General features: G+C 51.4%; 11 protein-coding genes. 7 read left to right on the top strand and 4 right to left on the bottom strand.

What is annotated here, in order from left to right; genetic code table 11:
* Positions 1–691: 691 nt before the first annotated feature.
* The 7 genes from PHQ97_04195 (at position 692) to glnA (ending at position 13,019) form a co-directional block, all read left to right on the top strand.
* Positions 692–2,782, top strand: coding sequence for a ribonucleoside triphosphate reductase (locus PHQ97_04195; GenBank protein ID MDD4391937.1), 2,091 nt, complete (start codon positions 692–694; stop codon positions 2,780–2,782).
* Between the two features lie 103 nt (positions 2,783–2,885).
* Positions 2,886–3,584: an anaerobic ribonucleoside-triphosphate reductase activating protein gene (locus tag PHQ97_04190; protein ID MDD4391936.1), complete on the top strand. Its 699-nt coding sequence runs from the start codon at positions 2,886–2,888 to the stop codon at positions 3,582–3,584.
* 434 nt (positions 3,585–4,018) lie between these two features.
* Positions 4,019–5,050: a DUF933 domain-containing protein gene (locus PHQ97_04185; protein MDD4391935.1), complete on the top strand. Its 1,032-nt coding sequence runs from the start codon at positions 4,019–4,021 to the stop codon at positions 5,048–5,050.
* A 108-nt stretch (positions 5,051–5,158) separates the two neighbouring features.
* Positions 5,159–8,059, top strand: a complete 2,901-nt coding sequence (glnE, locus tag PHQ97_04180) for a bifunctional [glutamate--ammonia ligase]-adenylyl-L-tyrosine phosphorylase/[glutamate--ammonia-ligase] adenylyltransferase (protein MDD4391934.1) — start codon at positions 5,159–5,161, stop codon at positions 8,057–8,059.
* A gap of 200 nt (positions 8,060–8,259) precedes the next feature.
* Positions 8,260–10,881: a [protein-PII] uridylyltransferase gene (gene glnD / locus PHQ97_04175; GenBank protein ID MDD4391933.1), complete on the top strand. Its 2,622-nt coding sequence runs from the start codon at positions 8,260–8,262 to the stop codon at positions 10,879–10,881.
* Between the two features lie 90 nt (positions 10,882–10,971).
* Entirely contained in the window at positions 10,972–11,310 is a 339-nt protein-coding gene (locus tag PHQ97_04170) for a P-II family nitrogen regulator (protein ID MDD4391932.1), read from the top strand.
* A gap of 296 nt (positions 11,311–11,606) precedes the next feature.
* Positions 11,607–13,019 carry a type I glutamate--ammonia ligase gene (glnA, locus tag PHQ97_04165; GenBank protein ID MDD4391931.1) on the top strand — a complete coding sequence of 471 codons (1,413 nt, stop codon included), beginning with the start codon at positions 11,607–11,609 and terminating at the stop codon, positions 13,017–13,019.
* A 203-nt stretch (positions 13,020–13,222) separates the two neighbouring features.
* Here glnA and purF read toward each other — a convergent pair whose 3' ends face one another.
* The 4 genes from purF to PHQ97_04145 form a co-directional block, all read right to left on the bottom strand.
* On the bottom strand, positions 13,223–14,632 hold the full coding sequence (gene purF / locus PHQ97_04160) for an amidophosphoribosyltransferase (protein MDD4391930.1): 1,410 nt from the start codon (positions 14,630–14,632) through the stop codon (positions 13,223–13,225).
* Complete coding sequence (carB, locus tag PHQ97_04155; GenBank protein ID MDD4391929.1) at positions 14,625–17,858, bottom strand: carbamoyl-phosphate synthase large subunit; 3,234 nt, start codon at positions 17,856–17,858, stop codon at positions 14,625–14,627. Before carB ends, purF begins: the two co-directional genes overlap by 8 nt.
* A gap of 259 nt (positions 17,859–18,117) precedes the next feature.
* Positions 18,118–19,257, bottom strand: a complete 1,140-nt coding sequence (gene carA, locus PHQ97_04150; protein ID MDD4391928.1) for a glutamine-hydrolyzing carbamoyl-phosphate synthase small subunit — start codon at positions 19,255–19,257, stop codon at positions 18,118–18,120.
* A 166-nt stretch (positions 19,258–19,423) separates the two neighbouring features.
* Positions 19,424–21,775, bottom strand: coding sequence for an FAD-dependent oxidoreductase (locus PHQ97_04145; protein ID MDD4391927.1), 2,352 nt, complete (start codon positions 21,773–21,775; stop codon positions 19,424–19,426).
* Positions 21,776–21,922: the final 147 nt, after the last annotated feature.

Here is a 21,922-nt window from a genome sequence, read left to right as displayed (position 1 = left end):
ATCATATTCACGGGCTACCGAAATACCTGTCAGGCCAAAAGCCACCACCAGGCACATAAATCCCGTCAACACCAGGTAAAAGCTTTCGGATTCATACCATGGAAAAATAATTTTCCGATAAACCGGACTTTTTTTAAACCGCATGCCCCCCCCACGGACCCCACAGAACCATCATGCCAGGGCTTCACAAAAAAGCCCGATTCATCCATTTGACCGCTTCCTTTACAGAGCAGATGAATGCAGAAGAAAGCCGGCTGTTTTATTGTTTTATGAACCCTGCAGAAAAAAATCAAGCGCCTTGTCATGTGACTGCCTTCAGCGCCACGTCAAAAATCCCGCGCAATCCAGACACGATTAATTTTTGCCGAGCCGGTCATGCTGTCCGGCCCATATTTTTTTTTTACAGCGAAGCGCCATTCCTACCACATTGTTTTCCTTTATAATTCCAAACAGATTGGGGCAGCAAGATACACTACATGTAGGTTTTACAGGTTGACACACATCAATATATAGTGATATTCGGTTTTAATTCATACCGCTATCAAACACTGAGACTGTGTCCATCCGGAAATAGAATAGCTTTACACGTTCAAACATAACAAAAATTTTACATAAAAAACCGATCGGATGTCCGAAAAAATTTTGTAACTGACACACCACTTACATCTTACATTAAAAAGGGAGTTAACAGGTGTTTGAGAATATAAAAAAACGAGACGGCAGGATTGTAGCGTTTGATTCTTCCAAAATTACAACTGCAATCGCCAAGGCAGGAAACGTAACCGGAGAATTTAAAGAAAGAGAGGCCCGAAAGCTGACATTGAGGGTGCTGACCCTGACTCGCGAACTTCGGCTCGACCCCACTCCGGAAGTTGAGGATATACAGGACGTTGTTGAACGGGTTCTTCTGGATTCCCCCTTTTACAGGTCGGCCAAAGCCTATATTTTATACCGGGAACAACACGCCCAGATCCGGAGGATCACTACAAAGGCCAGTGTGGATCTGGTGGACCATTACATCCAGAAGCTGGACTGGAAAATAAAAGAAAACAGCAACATGTGCTACTCTCTTCAGGGCCTGAACAATTATATTTCCTCCGATATCACCTCCGAATACTGGCTCAACAAAATCTATCCCCCAAAAATCCGGGATGCCCATTCCAGCGGAGATTTTCACCTGCATGATCTGAGCCTGCTGTCGGTTTACTGTGTGGGGTGGGATTTAAAGGACCTGCTGAAAAACGGATTTAAAGGCGTTGAAGGCAAAGTCGAAAGCGGCCCCCCGAAACATCTTCGTTCCGCGCTGGGACAGGTTGTCAATTTTTTCTATACGCTTCAGGGGGAGGCTGCCGGCGCTCAGGCGATTTCAAATTTTGACACGCTGCTTGCGCCGTTTGTACGCTACGACCGGCTCACGTACACCGATGTCAAGCAGGCCATTCAGGAATTTGTATTCAACATCAACATACCGACCCGGGTAGGATTCCAGACGCCCTTTACCAACATTACCATGGATCTTTATGCTCCCGGAACCCTGAAAGATCAATCGGTAATCATCGGCGGCGTTGAGCAGGCTGAAACGTACAGCGAATTTCAACCCCAGATGGATATGATCAATAAAGCCTTTGCCGAAGTCATGATGGAAGGCGATGCAAAGGGCCGCGTGTTCACGTTCCCGATTCCGACCTATAACATCACCGCGGACTTTGACTGGGGCAATCCGAACCTTGACCCGATATGGACCATGACCGGAAAATACGGCATCCCCTATTTCTCCAATTTTGTCAATTCTGACATGTCCCCGGAAGATGCCCGATCCATGTGCTGCCGGCTGCGTCTGGATAACAGGGAACTGTTGAAACGAGGCGGGGGCCTGTTTGGCGCCAACCCACTGACCGGATCGATCGGTGTGGTTACGATCAATCTTCCTAGAATCGGGTATTTATCCCATACCGAAAAAGATTTTTTTGACCGATTGAAAACCATGGTTCTTCTGGCGATGGAAAGCCTTACCATTAAACGCAAGGTCTTGGAAATGTTCACGGAAAAAGACCTTTATCCGTATACGAAGTTCTATCTGCGGGAAATCAGGGAGGCCTCGGGCGTTTTCTGGAAAAACCATTTTTCCACCATCGGCATTATCGGAATGAACGAAGCCTGCCTGAATTTTATGGGAGAATCGATCACTTCGGACGCCGGTCAGGCCTTTGCGATCAAAACCATGGACATGATCCGCGATCTGATTTCCGAGGAACAGGAAAAAACCGGGGACATGTTCAACCTTGAAGCCACCCCGGCGGAAGGAACGTCCTATCGTCTGTGCATGCTTGACAAAAAAAAATATCCGGACATCATCTGTGCCAATGAAAGCGAAATTGCCAATGGCGCAGCTCCGTTTTACACCAATTCGACTCAGCTTCCGGTCAACTATACCGATGATATCTTCGAGACGCTGGCACTGCAGGATACGCTTCAGAGCAAATACACCGGCGGAACGGTGCTGCATATTTTTTTAGGAGAGCAGGTCACCGATCTGCAAACGGTAAAACAGGCAATCAAAAAAATCTCCAGCAATTACCGGCTGCCTTATTTTACCCTCACCCCGACATTCAGTGTATGCCCGTCCCATGGCTATATTGCCGGCGAACACCCCAAATGCCCGGATTGCGGCCGGGAGACTGAAATCTATTCCAGAGTGGTCGGCTATTTAAGACCCATCAAACAATGGAATGACGGAAAACGCGCGGAATTTTCCATGCGAAAGACGTTTAAAGTCGCATGAGTAAAATATAGGGTATAGGGTGTAGGGTGCGGAGTACGGACTCACGACTGAAACAGACTCACGACTTTTTTTTGACTCACAACTCTCGACTGAAGGTAAAACAATGCGTTTAGGTGGATTACAGAAAACATCGCTGATTGATTACCCCGGTAAAATCAGCTGTGTGATTTTTCTTTCCGGATGCAACTTCGACTGCCCTTTCTGCCACAATCCGGAGCTGGCAAACGGCGTGACGGCTTCTCCTGACGAGCTGGACAAAAACCAGCTGTATGCATTTCTTGAAAAGCGCCGGGGCCTGCTCGACGGGGTGGTGATTTCCGGCGGAGAGCCCACCCTTCAGGAGGATCTGTTTCTGCTATGTGAAGACATCAAGCAGATGGGCTATCCGGTCAAGCTCGATACCAACGGAAGCCGGCCGCTTGTCATTCGGGAGCTGATTGACAAGCGGCTCATCGATTACATTGCCATGGATGTCAAAACCGATCCGTTAAAGTATTGCCGGCTGATTCAAAAAAACTGCAATTTTGAAAAAATACTCTCCAGCATTCAAATTATCCTGGCTTCCGGTCTGCCGCATGAATTCAGGACAACGTGCGCTCCTGCGCTCATCGATGAAGAGGATATCCGCACGATATGCCGACTGATTCAAGGGGCCCGGCTTTACGCGCTCCAGAAATTTCACCCGGACACGGTCCTGCATCCGGATTTTTTCCAAAATAATAACGTCTGTATTAATGACGGTCAGCTGCAGGATTTCAAATCCATTGCCACCCCCTGGGTCAATCAGTGCATCATCCGTTAAACCCCCGGCAGAGGATTAGGTGAAATATTTATTTGCCGCGGATTTACGCGGATCTTTATTTTACGTTTATTATATTTTATTTCAGGCTGTTAGCCTGGACAGGCCCCATGCGTCACTGAAAAAAAAAGCCAAATAAAGATCCGTGCTTATCCGCGTAAATCCGCGGCAAAATATTTTATACTTTACGAGACCGCCAACGCTTCCCTTGCAAAATCAGCTCAGCATGATATGAATCCATCTTAGGATTATAATGACAGATATCGTTCAATAGCTGAATTGAAAATTCATCGTTATTCATTCGGCATGTGACGATCGGCTCACCGTCAATTGCCCGGTTTTCACAAAATCTGCGGATATTCCTGAATTTATACCCAATTAATGACAATTCTGCCAGACCATAATAACAAGCTCTGAACAAATGGAGACATAACCAGATGAAACTCGGAATTATTGGCCTCACCGGGTCAGGAAAGACAACGGTATTTGAAGCGCTGACACGAAACATTTCCGAATCCGCGCATAAGGGTGAAACCCGGATCGGCACGATCCAGGTGCCTGACAGTCGCGTGGATATTCTCAGCCGGATGTATCAACCCAAAAAAACAATCTATGCCCAGGTTGAATACTTTCTTCCGGGCATCCAGAGTCAGCAGGAAAAAAACAGGGAACTGAGCATATGGACCCAGGTCAGAGACTGCGACGCACTGATTCATGTGGTCAGGAACTTCAGCGTATACGGAATGCCGGAACCCGCACCGTACAAAGATGTATTGGCACTGGATCAGGAACTGATTCTCTCGGATCTGGTTGTCGTGGAAAAACGCCTGGAGCGCGTGGAGCTGGATAAAAAACGGGGAAAACCCGTGAGTCCGGAAGAAATGTCTCTGCTCAGGGAATGTCATCAGCTTCTGGAACAAGAGACCCCCCTGAGAAAATTTCCCGATATCGCCTCATCCCACCTGCTCAGAGGATATGCATTTCTGTCCGCAAAACCCATGCTCATTCTGTTCAACAACGATGACGACAATGACGACCTGCCGGATGTCGGGGATCTGACCGCCAAAGAAACCTGCATGATCATCAAAAGCAAGCTGGAGCATGAGCTGGCCCAGATGACAGAGGAAGAAGCACTGGATTTTCTCCAGGAATTCAATATCAGCAAAACGGCAACCGACCGGGTCATCAAGCAGTCCTATGAGCTGCTGGGACTGATATCCTTTTTTACGGTCGGCGAAGACGAGGTCAGGGCCTGGACGATCAAAAAAGACCTGCCGGCACTCGATGCAGCCGAAGTCATTCACTCTGACATCAAAAAAGGATTTATCCGTGCCGAAGTCCTGTTCTACGATGATCTGATCGACGCCGGTTCTTATGCCGAAGCCAGAAAGAAAGGCACAGTCAGACTCGAAGGAAAAACATACATCGTCAAGGACGGAGACATTGCCCATTTCCGGTTTAACGTCTAAACTGGAGATCAGTCAAGAGTCGTGAGTCAAGAGTCGTGAGTCTTCAGTCGAGAGTCATCTATCATCTGTCGTCTGTTTTTAGTTATCAGCTACAGTAAGGTATAATATATGAAAAATACCGTCACCACCTCGGCGCTGCCTGAAATACTGAACCGGGATCTGCAGTCCAAGTGGAAAGAATTCTGCGAAGCCGTTGATAAAAAAGGAATCTGCCTGCCGGATGATCCCGAATCAAACGAATCCCTGAAACGGGTGTTTTGTTTCAGTGATTTTGTAACGAAAAGCTGCACCCGGTTTCCCGAACTTGCCAGTGATCTGATCAACAGCGGCGACCTTGATCGGGTCTATCCACCCGACAATTATTCGCACATGATCCGGGAAAAGCTCTCGACAGTCGATGATCAGCTGCAGCTGCAGACCGTTCTCCGGAAAATCCGCATGCGGGAGATGACCCGTATTGCCTGGCGGGACCTGTCAGGCCGGGCGGACCTGAATGAAGTGATGCGCGATCTTTCGGCCTTTGCCGATGCCTGCATCGAACACGCGCTGTTGCGCCTGTATCAATGGCAGTGCCGCACATACGGCACCCCGGTTTCCTTCGATGGCAGCCAGGGGCAATTAGTGGTTCTGGGAATGGGCAAACTGGGTGCCTGTGAGCTGAATTTCTCATCGGACATCGATCTGATCTTTGCCTATCCGGATGCAGGCGAGACGACTGGCAGCGCTGTGCCGATCAGCAATGATGAGTTCTTTCTGAAGCTGTGCCGAAAACTGATCACTGTTTTAGGAACCACTACAGCCGACGGCCCCATGTTCAGAGTCGATATGCGTCTTCGGCCGTACGGAGACAGCGGCGCCCTGGCCATGAGCTTTGAAGCCATGGAAGATTATTATCAATGGCAGGGCCGGGAATGGGAGCGGTATGCATGGATCAAAGCCAGGGTCGCCGCCGGCGACAAAGCGGCCGGAAAGCGGCTGCTTGAACGGTTAAAGCCCTTTGTCTATCGGCGGTATCTGGATTTCGGAGCTTTTGATTCACTCCGGGACATGAAACACAGCATCGCGCTTGAAGTCAAACGAAAAGACCTGAAAGATAACATCAAACTCGGCCCGGGCGGAATCCGGGAAATAGAATTTTTCGGCCAGATTTTCCAGCTGATCCGGGCCGGCGTAACCCCTGAGCTTCAAATCCTTTGCATCCAGAGCGTCCTTCAGATTCTTGCCCGTGAGCATTACATTCCGGACCAGGTTTACGAAGAGCTTCAGGATGCCTACATTTTTCTTAGAAATACGGAGCACCGTCTTCAGGAGTTTTCGGATCTGCAAACTCACAAGCTGCCGTCAGATCCGGCTGGCCGGGAACGGATCGCCGCATCCATGGGATTTGACGGATTTGAATCGTTTGGAAAACAGCTCTCGCATCATCGCACCCGGGTTCAGCATCATTTCAACGAACTTCTTGCGGGCGCAAATTCAGGAAATGCCGAGGATCCGGACCGGGAGAATCTGATCCGGCTCTCGGGAATCTGGCACCACGGGCTCAAAGATGAGTCGGGGGAAAAAGTTCTGACCGATGCCGGGTTCACGGATATCACGGTCGTTACGGGGCTGATGGATTTTTTAAAAAATGACAGCGCCACCCGTTCCCTGAGCCGGGAAGGCAGGGACCGCCTCGACAAACTCGTCCCCCTCATCCTGAAGCAGGTGGGCAAGGTCAGGGAACCGGAAGCGGTGTTGAATCAAATCGTCGATCTGATCAAAACCATCGAGCAGAGAACGTGCTACCTGGCTTTGCTGCTTGAAAATCCGACGGCATTGGTGCATCTTGTCAAACTTGCCGGCGCCAGCCACCTGATTGTCTCTTTCCTGCGGCAGCACCCGGTTCTGCTTGACGAACTGCTGGACCCCCGAAGCCTGTATGCACCTCCCGGAAAACAGGAGCTTCAGTCCGAACTGAGGCGACGCCTCAAGCAGGTGCCCGCCGATGATCTGGAATATCAGATGGAAACGCTGCGCATCTTCAAGCAGGTCAACCTGCTGCGGGTGGCGGCCGCCGACATTACCGAAGCGCTGCCCCTGATGAAAGTCAGCGACCATCTGTCTTATATCGCGGAGGCGGTTCTCGACGAGGTACTCGAGCTGTCATGGAATCACCTGATTCAAAAGCACGGACGCCCCGTCTGTCAGCCCGATGACGAGTCCGCCGGAAATGGATTTGCCGTTATCGCCTATGGAAAGCTGGGGGGAATCGAACTCGGGTATGCTTCCGACCTGGATCTGGTGTTTCTGCATTCGGGAGTTCCGGGACAGGCCACCCGGGGCGGCGATCGGCCGATAGATAACACATCGTTTTATGCCCGACTGGGCCAGCGGTTTATCCATATTCTGACCGCACACACCCAGGCCGGTATTTTGTATGAAACCGATATGCGGCTCCGGCCCAGCGGCAGTGCCGGCATTCTGGTCAGCCACATTGAATCGTTTGAGGCTTATCAGCTTGAAACAGCGTGGGCATGGGAACACCAGGCACTGGTCAAGACACGGGCCATCACCGGAGACCCGCGTCTTACGGCCCGATTCGAATCTATCCGAAAAGCCGTCCTTTCCGCACCCCGGGACAAAAGCAGCCTTCGAAAAGACGTCATCGACATGAGAAACCGATTGGGAAAAGAGCTGCTCGTGCCGGACCCGGACATCTTCGATCTCAAGCAGGGTCCGGGCGGGATGGTGGATATCGAATTTCTGGTGCAGTACCTGGTGCTGCTCAATGCCTGCAACCATCCTGAACTGACACGATGGACCGATAATGTCCGGCTGCTTCAGACCCTGGCGTCTACAAAAATTATGGATCCATCCACGGCCCTCTTTCTCAGGAAGGCATACCTCAGCTACCGGTCCGTGGCTCACCGGCTCAGCCTTCAGGAAAAACCGGCCAGGGTGGAGGCCGGGCAGTTTGCAGACGTCAGAAAAGACATAACGCGCATCTGGAAAAAGGTATTCGACACCTGATTTTTTATCTTGCAGCTGCTGCAGGTTACATTGTAAAAACTCATATTCAGCCCTTGTTTGTCATTCGACTGAAAAGACAAGCCAATATATTTCAGTGTGTTATGAATTCACGCCTGCGCGGGAATGACGGGTTCGGACACTTTTTACGAATTCATCAATATTAAGCTTTCAAATTCCATTGCCCAGAGGGAAAAACGGATATGGCCCCACCCGATATGAAGACAATCATCAACACCCTGAAGGAAACCCGGCAGTTGCTCATTTCAAATTTTTTAAACTACACTGCCGTAAATTTTATGAAACATCATGCCGATGTTCTGGATGAATATTTCTGCGCCGGTTTTCATCTGAACCAGTCCCGATGCAAAACCCTATCCGCATTTCCATATGCCATCGTTGCACTGGGAGGTTACGGACGCAAAGAGCAATGCATCCATTCGGACGTGGATCTTCTGTTTCTGTTCAAACGAAGCATTCCTGACAAGGCCGTGCAGCTGATCCGGGACATGCTGTACCCGCTGTGGGATATGGGGCTCGATGTCGGCCATGCCACACGAACCTTGAACGAATGCCTCAGCCTGGCCGGTCAGGACATTGAAGTACTGACGTCTTTGCTGGATGCCCGGCTGGTATGCGGAAGCCGGCAATGGTACGATCAGCTGATGATGCAGCTGAGAAAAAAAGTTATAACCCCCGGATCCGACCGGATCATCCAGTCGCTGGTTCAGCGCAATGAAGACCGCCATCAGCATTTCGGTGATTCATCGTATCTGCTCGAACCCAACCTGAAAGATGGCCAGGGCGGATTAAGAGATTACCACACCATTTTGTGGATCGCCAAAATCAAATCCGGACTGAAGCAACCGGAAGATCTGGAAACAATGGGGTTTATGTCTCACGATGAATATCATTGTCTGACGGAGGCCCTTTCCTTTATCTGGCACGTGAGAAATATCCTGCATGCGCTTTCCGGCAGAGTATGCAACCAGCTGTATTTTGAATTTCAGATCAAGATATCCCAGGCCCTCGATATCAAAGAAAAAGATGGCCATATGCCGGTTGAAATTTTTCTGGGCACGCTTCACGAAAAAATGGACTGGCTCAAACATGAATTTTTATTGTTTCTCAATGAACAGGGCTACCGGCCCATAGGGAGGCTTCCCATGGATTCCATTGGCCGGACGGCTGACAGCGATCTTCGCCTCATCAAAAACACCCTGCACTTTGCCAGCCCGTTGAAAATTCTGCACCGTCCGGATCTGCTGTTGAAGATATTTGAAGAAAGTGCTCGTCTCAATATTCCGTTAAGCGCCGAAGCGATCCGCATGGTGAGGGAATTTTCCCATCTTGCCGATGACACCATTGTAAACTGCCCGTCGGCGGTTGAATCATTCAATCATATCCTGCTGTCCCCCGTTCGACACTTCAACGTTTTGAGTGAAATGATGACAACCGGACTTCTGGTTCAGATCATTCCCGAAATGGGGGCCATTGTCAACCGGATACAATATGACGAGTATCATCTGTACCCGGTGGACAAACACACCCTTCGGACCGTCAAAGCCGTCAAGCAGTTTACCCTTGCGCCGGAAAAGCCTGAAAACGAATTTCAGGAACAGGTATACAAAGAGCTGTCAAAGCCCCTGCTGCTGCTATGGGCCGCACTGCTCCATGATATCGGAAAAGGGGTTGCCGGAGAGGATCATTCTGACGCAGGCGCAAAACTCGTTCGGACGATTCTGGCAAAAAAAAAGTTCTCGCCGTCCGATATCGACACGGTGGCATTTCTGGTCCGGGAACATCTGACACTGATTACAACAGCGACCCGACGGGATATAAACGATGAAGAGACGGCCATCAACTGCGCGAGCAAAATCCGGGATATTGAACGGCTGAAAATGCTTTACCTGCTGACCGTTGCCGATTCCATGTCCACAGGCCCCAAGGCATGGAATGACTGGACCGGATCGCTGCTGAGAAACTTTTCCCTGAAGGTCCTCAACGTTCTGGAAAAAGGGGAACTGGCATCCAGCGAAGCCGTGGAAATCGTCCGGGAAAAAAAAGGACGGGTGCTGAATTCGATAACCGAACCGGAAGACAGAAAAAAGGCGGAATCTTTACTGAATTTTATGGCTCCCCGATATCTGCTCTACGCCAATGCAAACGATATTGTCACTCACATCCAGCTTTACAGCCGTCTGGAACATGCCGATTTTGTATGGGACATCAGCCGGTCCGAAGAAACCAATACCCGGACCGTCACCATCTGCGCCCGAGATTTTCCCGGTCTTTTTTCAAAAATCGCGGGTGTTTTCACCTTAAACCAGCTTGATATTCTTGACGTACAGGTATACACTTGGCGGAATAATATCGCGCTGGATATTTTTAAGGTCAAACCGCCGCCGGATCTGATATTTGAAAACGAACGATGGGAACGCGCAGAAGAACATCTGCAGTCGGTTCTTTCCGGCAAGCTGAATCTGTCGACTGCCCTTCAGGAAAAACTGGCAGATTACGGCAGATACATCCCCTATACATCCAAACGAAAGCATAAAATTGTCGTCGACAATGAAGGCTCCAGTTTTTTTACTATCATCGAAGTCTTTACCTATGATTTCCCCGGGCTCCTGTACCGAATTACCGATGCGCTTTTCAGATGCGGACTCGATGTCTGGGTCGCCAAAATTGCAACCAAAGTGGATCAGGTTGTCGATGTATTTTATGTCAGAGATTTTGACGGACAAAAAATCGATGCGCCGGATCAGGTGGAGGTAATAAAAATCGAAATCGCAAAGGTGCTGCCCGAAACGGGCTCACTGTAACCTGCGCCGGAAATTAAGATCAGGGTCCGGAATTGATCAGATATCCACACCCCGCGCACTTTATTTTCTGCTGTCAAAGGAGGTTTATTCATGAAAAAAATTGAAGCGATCATCAAACCGTTCAAACTCGATGATGTCAAAGAAGCCCTGAATGAAATCGGTATTCAGGGAATGACTATAACCGAAGTGAAAGGATATGGCCGGCAGAAAGGACACAAGGAGATCTATCGGGGAGCTGAGTATATCGTTGACTTCATACCCAAAATAAAAATAGAAATCATTGTGGAATCTGAAATGATCGACCGTGTTCTCGAAACGATCCGAAAAGCATCGAAAACAGGCAAACTGGGAGACGGAAAGATTTTTGTAACACCGGTTGAAGAGGTCATTCGGGTGCGTACCGGAGAAAAAGGCAAAGATGCCATATAGCCGCCTGCGCAATTTTCGTTTTTTCTGAAAACATTCACAAATCCCCCCTTTTTAAACGGGGGATTTTGTTATATAAGCATTAATTTTCAGTAACTGTACCGAGCCCGATGTCATGCACTCAAGGTAATGTTTTAAAACCTCTGTTGCGGACGGACATGCAACTCACTCGAATTGAAACGGGCCTGATGCCCCTGCGTTCAACGGCATTCAGTGTTTCAAGCTCTGATTTTCTGCGAACGCTGTGCTCTCTGTAGCAAAAAAAGGGCAGTTGATTTAATCTTAAGGAGTATAATGATATGACGCCTGAACAAGTACTTGAAATGGCCCGCACTCACGGCGCCAAAGTCGTGGATATACGATTTCTGGATTTACCGGGAGTCTGGCAGCATTTTACCGTCCCGATCAGTGAACTGACCGAATCGAGCATGGAAGAAGGATTCGGTTTTGACGCATCCAGCATCCGGGGCTGGCAACCGATTCATGCCAGCGACATGATCGTGATACCGGATCCGTCCACGGCCAGAATGGATCCGTTTTTTGAAGTCCCCACCCTGGTTCTCATCGGTGACATTGCCACCCCCATCACCATGGAACCCTATTCCCGGGATCCCCGCTATATTGCCCGAAAAGCCGAACGGTTTCTGCTCAACAGCGGCATTGGTGATACCGCATATATCGGTCCGGAAGCCGAATTTTTCATCTTTGACGACGTCCGGTTCGAGTCCCGGCAAAACGGCTGTTTCTATGAGATCGATTCTGTCGAAGGCATCTGGAACAGCGGCCGGCAGGAATCCCCGAACCTGGGGTACAAGACCCGATATAAGGAAGGCTATTTTCCGGTCCCCCCGATGGACAAATTTCAGGATCTCCGGACTGAAATGATGCTGACCCTTCAGGATCTGGGCATCGATGTGGAATGTCAACATCACGAAGTCTCTACGGCCGGCTCATCGGAAATCGACATACGTTTTAAACCGCTGGTGTTGATGGGCGACCAGCTCATGTGGTTTAAATATGTATTGAAAAATGTCGCCACACGCCACAACCGGACCGTAACCTTTATGCCGAAACCGATCTTTGACGACAACGGCAGCGGCATGCACATCCATATCAGCATCTGGAAAGATGGCTATCCCCTGTTTGCCGGAAATAAATACGCAGGGATTTCCCAGGAAGCCCTCTACGGGATCGGCGGCATCCTGAAACACTGCAAGGCCCTGTGCGCCTTTACCAACCCGACCACCAATTCCTACAAACGCCTTGTCCCCGGCTTTGAAGCCCCGGTCAACCTGGCTTATTCGGGCCGGAACCGCAGTGCGGCCATACGGCTTCCCATGTATTCATCTTCACCGAAATCAAAGCGGATTGAATTCAGAACCCCTGATCCGGCCTGCAACGGGTATCTGGCGTTTTCAGCCATCCTGATGGCAGTCATCGACGGCATTGAAAACAAAATCGATCCGGGCGATCCGATGGACAAGGACATCTACAACCTCCCCCCCGAAGAGCTGTCAGTGATACCGACAACACCGCCGTCTCTGGAAGCGGCTCTTCAAGCCCTGAAGGAGGACAATGCGTTTCTGAAAAAAGGGGATGTATTTACCCAGGACGTGATTGATATGTGGATTGAATACAAAACAAAATCCGAAATCAATCCGGTCAAATTACGACCCCATCCGCACGAGTTTTTTCTGTACTACGATATATAAAAAATGACTGGCCCTTCGGGCCTTGAGGAGCGCGCTTCGCGCTGAAGGGGCGCTTCGCTTGAGGGATGGCCCTTCGGGCCGGGTAAAAAACAAAAAGCGGCTGGAAACAGTGAAAACTTCCAGCCGCTTAAAATATATCCATCGACAACTTGTGACTCACGACTCTTGAGCCTCACGACGCACGACTCTCGACTCACGACTGCCTACCCCCGCTCCATACAATTCTTGCTCAGGCATTCATCAAAGGCTACCGGATATTTTCCGTCAAAGCAGGCTTTGCAGAAATGATCCTCCGGATTCGGGATACCGGTGGCACTCAGCAGCCCTTCCAGGCTCAGATAATGCAGGGAATCCAGGCCCAGAAACCGGGTGAGTTCTTCCTCTGTCTTGCTGGCGGCAATCAGCTCCCCCTTGGTGGAAAAATCAATGCCGTAATGGCACGGAAACCGGTGCGGCGGTCCGCTGACGCGCATATGCACTTTCCGGACGCCTAATTCGCGAAGGGCCTTGACCCGGGTTCGAACCGTTGTACCGCGGATAATGGAATCCTCGATGATGATGATATCCTTTCCCCTGAGCAGCTCCTTGACCGGATTTAACTTAACCCGAACGCCGAATTCGCGCATGTGCTGGGTCGGCTGAATAAAAGTCCTGCCCACATAGTGATTTCGGATCATTCCCATTTCAAAGGGAATCCCGGATTCTTCCGAATACCCCAGCGCGGCATAAGTCCCCGAATCCGGAAACGGCATGACCAGATCGGCATTCACCGGCGCTTCCTGCGCCAGCCGCCTGCCATGCGCCTTTCGGGTCAGATACACGTTCTGTCCGAATATCGTGCTGTCGGGCCGGGCAAAATAGATGAATTCAAAAATACAGAATGACTTTTTGGCAGTATTTGGCAGGCGGATACTCCGTATCCCGTCCTTTCCGATGATCACGATTTCACCAGGCTCAAGCTCCCGGACGAAGTCTGCCTGAACCAGATCCAGGGCGCAGGTTTCCGAAGCCAGAATATAGTGACCATTTAATTTGCCGAGGCACAGCGGACGGAATCCGTTGGGGTCCTTCATCCCGATGAGCTCTCCTTCACTGGTGAGAACCAGAAACGAAAACGCTCCCTTCAACTGAGAGGCCGTGTTCACGAGGGCCTTTTCCAGACCGAATTTCAAATTTTTGACAAACAGATGAAGAAACACCTCACTGTCGATGGTCGTCTGAAAAATAGACCCGGTTTCCTCAAGCTCCTGTTTCAGGGTATGGGCATTGACCAGATTTCCGTTATGAGCGACGGCATAGGATTTGTTTCTGTGGTGGGCCTCAAACGGCTGGGCATTGGACAGAATGGAACTGCCGGTGGTGGAATAGCGCACATGTCCGATGGTGCTTCCGCCCTGAAGCTGTCCCAGATGCCCCATGTGGAATACATCGGAGACAAGCCCCATGCCTTTGTGCGCGGTGATGTTATTTTCCCTCGCCACGGCAATGCCGGCGCTTTCCTGCCCCCGGTGCTGAAGGGCATACAGCCCGAAATAGGTCAGCTTGGCGGCATCCGGGTGGTCATAAATTCCGAAAAGCCCGCAGGCTTCCCTTGGTTTTTCCTGATCAAACATGATGATGATGGTACTCCTGAATGGGTTTTACGGTCAGCGGTTTTTCCATCCGGGCTTTAATCGCCGTGGACATGACCATGGCGCCGGCCGTAGTGGTCACATAGGGAATATTGTACTGGATGGCCGCCCGGCGGATCATATACCCGTCACGACGGGTTTCATGGCCGCTTCCCGTATTGATGATCAAATCAATGTCCCCGTTTTTGATGGCATCGACCACGTGGGGCCGTCCGGACGAAACCTTTTTGATCATGGTGTTTACTATACCCTGAGAACTTAAAAATGTCGATGTCCCCTTTGTAGCGACAATTTTAAATCCCAGGCTCCGGAACTGAGTTACTGCGGCAATCACCTTTTTCTTATCACAATCTTTGACGCTGATAAACACGGTGCCCCCTGAAGATGGCAGATTCTGAGCGGCACCGAGCTGGGCTTTGGCATAGGCCGCCCCGAATTGGGCATCGATCCCCATCACTTCCCCGGTCGATTTCATCTCCGGCCCCAGGAGGGTATCCACCCCCGGAAACCGGTTAAAAGGCATCACCGCTTCCTTGACCGCCACATGCGACAGAATCTTTTCCCGGCTCAGGCCCAGCTGCTCCAGGGTTTTTCCCAGCATCACTTTGGTGGCCAGGCGGGCCAGCGGAACCCCGGTTGCCTTACTGACAAACGGAACGGTTCGGGAGGCTCTGGGATTGACCTCCAGAATATACAGCCGGTGATCCTTGATCGCGTACTGGACATTCATCAGGCCGATCACATCAAGTTCGGCTGCCATGGCTTTTGTGGCCCGTGAAATTTCCATACACATCCCGTGGCTCAGGCTGTAAGGCGGCAGAATGCAGGCCGAATCCCCGGAGTGGACACCGGCCGCTTCAATATGCTCCATGATGCCACCGATAATGGTGGTGGTCCCATCGCAAATGGCGTCCACATCCACTTCCGTGGCGTCTTCCAGAAATTTATCGATAAGTACCGGATGGCCGGGCGATACCAGCAGCGCCAGCCGGGTAAAATTTTCCAGTTCCCCCTGATCATAGACAATTTTCATGGCTCTTCCGCCCAGCACATAAGAGGGCCGGACAATCACCGGATAGCTGATCTTATCGGCTACCGAAACGGCTTCCGCCACGCAAAGCGCAATGCCGTTGGCCGGCTGAACGAGTCCGAGTTTTTTGAGCATCGCCTGAAAATGTTCCCGGTCTTCAGCCCGGTCAATGCTTTCGGGCTGAGTTCCCAGAATCGGGACCCCGGCCTCGGCCAGAAGACCGGCCAGGTTCAGCGGCGTCTGCCCCCCGAACTGGACAATCACGCCGTCGGGCTTTTCGGTTTCCACGATATGCAGCACATCTTCCCGGGTCAGCGGCTCAAAATACAGTTTGTCAGATGTATCATAATCGGTACTGACCGTTTCCGGATTGCTGTTGACCATGATGCTTTCGATGCCCTCTTCCCGCAGGGCAAACGACGCGTGACAGCAGCAGTAATCAAACTCGATCCCCTGGCCGATCCGGTTCGGACCGCCACCGAGAATCATGACCTTTTTACGATCCGTTACCCGCGCCTCATTTTCGGTCTCATACGTGGAATAATAATACGGGGTAGCGGCTTCAAATTCCGCCGCACAGGTGTCCACCAGTTTGTATACCGGCCGGATACCCAGCTGCATCCGGCGCTGCCGGATCTGCTCTTCCGTGCCGCCGGTCAGATGTGCCAGCTGAATATCCGAAAACCCATAAGCCTTGGCCTGTTTGAGAAGATCATCACTCAGGCTGCCGCTGTTGGAGATGGTCTGTTCCATTTCAACGATCTGCCGGAGCTGATGTAAAAACCACGGATCAATCCGGGTCAGCCCGTAAATCTCTTCGATGGGCATCTGCTGAATCAGGGCATGGCGCAGGTAAAAAATGCGCTGGGAATTCGGAGAAGCCAGTTTCTGTTCGATCTCGGATAACGGGATCCGGCGCTGCTCGATATCGCTGATATCCTTTCCGTCCGCGCCCAGGCCAAAACGGCCGATTTCAAGTGATCGCAGGCCCTTCTGCAGCGCCTCCTTGAAGGTTCGTCCGATGGCCATAATTTCGCCGACCGATTTCATGGACGTGGTGAGGTAATCCGGTGTTTCGGGAAATTTTTCAAATGTCCACCGGGGGATTTTCACCACACAGTAATCCAGCGCCGGTTCAAATGCGGCCAGAGTTTCACCGGTAATATCATTGGGGATTTCATCCAGGGTGTAGCCCACAGCCAGTTTGGCGGCAATTTTTGCAATAGAAAAGCCCGTGGCTTTCGACGCCAGTGCTGAACTTCGAGATACCCGGGGATTCATTTCCACGACAATCATCTCGCCGTTTTCAGGATTGACGGCAAACTGGACATTGGAGCCGCCGGTCTCGACTCCGATTTCCCGCATGATCGCGATGGCGGCATCTCTCATGCGCTGATACTCCCGATCGCTCAGGGTTTGAGCCGGCGCCACGGTAATACTGTCTCCGGTATGAACGCCCATGGGGTCCATATTTTCAATGGAACAGACAATCACCACATTGTCATGCCGGTCCCGCATCACCTCCAGTTCATATTCCTTCCAGCCCAGTACCGACTGCTCCAGCATCACCTGGCCGATGAGACTGGCATCCATACCCGCTTTGGTCTGCTGTTCCAGTTCCTCCGGATTATAGACAATGCCCCCGCCGGTACCGCCGAGGGTAAAACTGGGACGGACAATAATCGGGTAGCCGATCTGCCGGGCAATCCCGCGCGCCTGCGCCAGGGTCGTTGCGATACCGCTTTCCGGAATTTTCAGACCGATCCGGTGCATGGCCGTCCGGAACTGTTCCCGGTCTTCGGCTTTTCCAATCGACGCCAGATTGGCCCCGATCATCTCCACACCGTATTTTTCCAGCACGCCGGTTTTAGCCACCTCCACGGCGGTATTCAGACCTGTCTGCCCGCCCAGTGTGGGCAAAATCGCATCGGGCCGCTCCTGTTCAATGATACGGGAGACGACTTCGGCAGTGACCGGCTCAATATAAGTACGATCCGCCGTTTCCGGATCGGTCATGATGGTAGCCGGGTTACTGTTGACCAGAACCACCTGATAGCCTTCTTCTTTCAATGCCTTGCAGGCCTGGGTCCCGGAATAATCAAACTCGCATCCCTGGCCGATGATGATGGGGCCGGCGCCGATAATCAGAATTTTTTTAATGTCAGTACGTTTGGGCATGGCTAAAACCAGAGACTTTCATGTTTAGGGTCACGGAAGGAATAAAACCCACAAGTACTGCGCAGGATTTTCGGAGTCTCGCACACTCGCTTACCTGTTCGTCTTCAAGGCGTATCAAAGCGTGCATACTTGTTGTACGTACGCTTTGATGCAACGCCGAAGACGGACGAAAAGACAAGCAAGGCTGTGGAATTTATTTTTTTCGGGACCCTCAGTTCGTATGAATCGCATACCGGGTTTTGTATTCGACAGACCCGGTTCAGAACATCGCCATCATATCTGCGAATTGCGCAAACAGATAATCCGCATCATGGGGACCGGGGGACGCCTCGGGATGATACTGAACCGCAAAGACCGGAAGGGTCCGATGCCGGAAGCCTTCGAGTGTATGATCATTTAAATTGATGTGGGTGATATCGACATCATGCTTCCGGATACTGTCGATATCCACGGCAAACCCGTGATTCTGGGAGGTGATTTCAACACGCCCGGTCTGAAGATTTTTTACGGGCTGGTTGCCTCCCCGATGGCCGAATTTCAATTTAAATGTCTTTGCCCCCAATGCAAGCCCGAGCAACTGAATTCCCAGGCAGATACCGAACATCGGACGATATCCCAGCAGCTCACGTATCGTGTCGACCGCGTACTGAACCGGTTCGGGGTCCCCCGGCCCGTTGGACAGAAAAATACCGTCGGGGGCCAGATGCCGAATCGTTTCAGCCGTCGTGGATGCCGGGACCACAAGCACCTCGCATCCGGTCTGTTCAAGACGCCTCAGGATATTGTACTTGATACCGAAATCAAACGCGACCACCGATGGCTGGATTCCTTTGAAATTCCATATCCGCTTTCCCGATAAAAGCGCATCCAGGGTACAGGGAATCGATCCGCCCTGACGCCAGAAACAGGGCGATGAAATGGTAACCGTTTTCACGAGATCCATTCCGACCAGAGACGGAGCGACCGTTGCCTTCCGAACCAGAGACAACGGATCGAGATCCTCTGTGGATATCACGGCCCGCATGGCGCCGCATGTCCGGATATGACGAGTCAACGCCCGGGTATCGAGCTGATCGACACCAAGAATCCGCTGCGCTTTCAGATAATCGGCCAACGTATCTGTGGACCGGTAATTGCTGGGAAAATTCTGGTATTCTTTCACGATCAATGCCGACACCTGGATTTTATCAGATTCAACATCTTCCGGATTGACGCCATAACTGCCAATCAGCGGCCAGGTCATGGTCACCATCTGACCTTTATAGGACGGGTCGGTCAGCACCTCCTGATAGCCGGTCATACTGGTATTGAACACTATCTCTCCGGAAGTCTCGCCCGGTCCGGTAAAACTTCGGCAGGCAAATGTCCTGCCATCTTCCAATGCTAACAATGCTTTCATCGTATAATTTTATCCGCCTGTCATTAAAAATTAGCATGGCCCAAAATGTTGGATGGAATATTCACCGGTCACAGCGGCCCTAACATAAACTATTTTTCAAAATCATCAACAGAAAATATGAAACCGGAAAAAAATCCGGAAACCGATTCAGCGTGCCGTGACATTCCTACGCCAACGGACTGTTTTCCTTCAAATCCCATATACCGCAGGGACAGGCTGACGCACAGAATCCGCAACCGATGCACAGAAGATCATCAACCCGCATTTCAAAATCCCCGTCCCCGGTTTCGTTCCGGCTGATCGCCGCCTGGGGACAAATTTCAACACACAGGCCGCAATCCCGGCAGGTTCCGCACGACGAGCATTGCTCTCCGCACTGGTTCATATCATCGAAGCGGGTAATTCTCGGATCGAAATATTCCAGGGTAATCCGTTTTTTGTCGATCATCGTCCGATCGGAAAAAGACGGTTTTTTCCCGTTTAACATATCGATGATGGCTGACGCGGCTTTCCGGCCGGAGCCAATTGCATCGATCAACAGACCGGGTTTGGCCATATCTCCGATGGCAAAAATTTTGGGATCCGACGTCCGGCCGTACTCATTGACCCGGACAAACCCGCGCTCAACCGCCACACTCTCGGGCAGAGAGTCCAGATCCGGGGCATCGCCGATGGAGACAATCACGGTATCGGCGGGCAGCACCTCACCGGTGGTCAGCCTGACGCCTTCAGGAATAATCTCACTGGTAAAGCAGGGCCACTTAAACGTTGCCCCGATGGCCACCGCCTCATCGCGCTCCTTGCCAAAAGATGCGGGCTCCTGAACATCGATGAGGGTAATGTCCCTGGCACCAAACCGATAGGCTTCAGTGGCCACATCACAGCCCACATTGCCGGCACCGATGATCACAACTCGCTTACCCGGGTTGGCCTGACCGGCTTTTGCAGCAACCAGAAATTCCAGTGCGGTTATCATCCGCTCTTTTCCCGGCACCGGCAGGGTCCTGGGTTTCTGGGCGCCTCCGGCAAATACCACAATATCGTAGTCCTCACGGAGCCGCTCCACATCCGCCCGGTTCAACCGTTGCTGAAGATGAATATGCGGCACCACCTGCCGAATCCGCTTCAATTCGGTAGAAAGCACCTCTTCGGGAATACGGCTGGAGGGAATTGCCGACGAAAGCTTTCCGCCCAATTCAGGAGATAAATCAAAGACAGTGGCTTCAACGCCTGACTGGCGCAATTGCCAGGCCACGGAAATACCCGAAGGCCCGCCTCCGATCACGGCAACTTTTTTACCAGATAGCGGCGGCATTTCGGGAAGTGAGGCACGGATACTGGCCTGTCCCAGTTTGGTCACATCGATCGCCGGCATGGCCGCTGTCTGCCGTGTACAGTTCTGCATGCACAGATTGGGACACAGGTAACCGCAGACCGTTGCCGGAAACGGCGTATAGGACAACGCCAGATCGATGGCTTCATCCAGACGACCTTCCCGTATCAAGGCCCAGCGCTGCTGTACCGGAATCCCGGCCGGGCAGCCGGCTTCACATGGCGCCATATACTGGCGATTTTCCCAGACCGGAACAAACCGTCTCAACTCGCCGCTGGTAATCACCGGAATCGGGCTTCTGTCCAGATTCGTAAGATCTCCAATCAATCCGCCTTTCCCAAGTTCCTTATCCCAGATGTCTTTTCTGAAAGCCGCCATGGATCGGCGTTCGATGAGGCTTTTTTCCTGAGGTGTACGGCAGGTGATCAGCTGCCACTCACGGCGGTCGGAGAGCATTTCAAACAGCTCACTGCGCCCGATACATTCCAGGTACGGGTTCAGTTGTTTGATCAGCCAGTCCCAGTCCTCATCTGAAACCGGAACCTGCCTGGCATCCGACTGACTGAAACCGCCGTGCGGGCCACGGAAAAAGACCTTCCCCCCCACCATACCGACCAGCGGCCGATAGCCCAGAATATTATCCGGATTTTGAGGCTCCACCCCGCAGATCACGGCAATGCCGCCGGCCATAAACTCTCCGAAATAATCCCCGACAGAGCCCAGAACCCACAACTGCGGCGGGGCAAAGCGAGGATTTTGCTTGGTCATGGTCATGCCGCGGGCGCCGATACTTCCGGCTATATATACGGTTCCCTGTGCCATGGCATTTGCAACGCCATTGGACGCATTGCCATGAACGACAATGTCGGCACCGGCGTTGAGCCAGCCGACATCATCGGAAGCCGGCCCCATCACATCGATCCGGGTACCGAAAAATCCCATGGACCCCAGCCGCTGACCGCTGTGCCCCTCAACCATGATATGAACCGCTTCACTTCCGACCTTCCACAGACGCCCGCCGATTCCGTGCTGACCGAAAGCATCCACTTTAATATATCGGTATCCCCGGGCCACCGCATTCTGAACCATCTCTTCAAGGACCCGCGACTCAAGCCTTTTGCCGTCTATTTTCCCTGAAATTGCAAAATACTGATTTTGATTCTGGAAACTTTTCATTTTTTTCATACCTCTTTAAAATATTTTGCCGCGGATCTACGCGGATCATCGCGGATCTTTCTTTTATGAAGAATAACCAAAACTTCTTTTGAGCTGATCTTTTCTATCCGCGTAAATCCGCGGCTTATTTTTTTGCGTTTTTTGTGACTTTTTACG

The sequence above is a fragment of the Desulfobacterales bacterium genome, assembly GCA_028704555.1.
Taxonomy (GTDB): Bacteria; Desulfobacterota; Desulfobacteria; order Desulfobacterales; family JAQWFD01; genus JAQWFD01.
Note: the sequence above shows the minus strand (reverse complement) of the source record. Positions and strands in the feature narration are given on the sequence as shown.

Excerpts from the sequence above, each read along its gene's own strand:
- PHQ97_04190 (MDD4391936.1), top strand. The coding sequence starts at position 2,886 with ATGCGTTTAGGTGGATTACAGAAAACATCGCTGATTGATTACCCCGGT.
- PHQ97_04185 (MDD4391935.1), top strand. The coding sequence starts at position 4,019 with ATGAAACTCGGAATTATTGGCCTCACCGGGTCAGGAAAGACAACGGTA.
- glnE (MDD4391934.1), top strand. The coding sequence starts at position 5,159 with ATGAAAAATACCGTCACCACCTCGGCGCTGCCTGAAATACTGAACCGG.
- glnD (MDD4391933.1), top strand. The coding sequence starts at position 8,260 with ATGGCCCCACCCGATATGAAGACAATCATCAACACCCTGAAGGAAACC.
- PHQ97_04170 (MDD4391932.1), top strand. The coding sequence starts at position 10,972 with ATGAAAAAAATTGAAGCGATCATCAAACCGTTCAAACTCGATGATGTC.
- glnA (MDD4391931.1), top strand. The coding sequence starts at position 11,607 with ATGACGCCTGAACAAGTACTTGAAATGGCCCGCACTCACGGCGCCAAA.
- purF (MDD4391930.1), bottom strand. The coding sequence starts at position 14,632 with ATGTTTGATCAGGAAAAACCAAGGGAAGCCTGCGGGCTTTTCGGAATT.
- carB (MDD4391929.1), bottom strand. The coding sequence starts at position 17,858 with ATGCCCAAACGTACTGACATTAAAAAAATTCTGATTATCGGCGCCGGC.
- carA (MDD4391928.1), bottom strand. The coding sequence starts at position 19,257 with ATGAAAGCATTGTTAGCATTGGAAGATGGCAGGACATTTGCCTGCCGA.
- PHQ97_04145 (MDD4391927.1), bottom strand. The coding sequence starts at position 21,775 with ATGAAAAAAATGAAAAGTTTCCAGAATCAAAATCAGTATTTTGCAATT.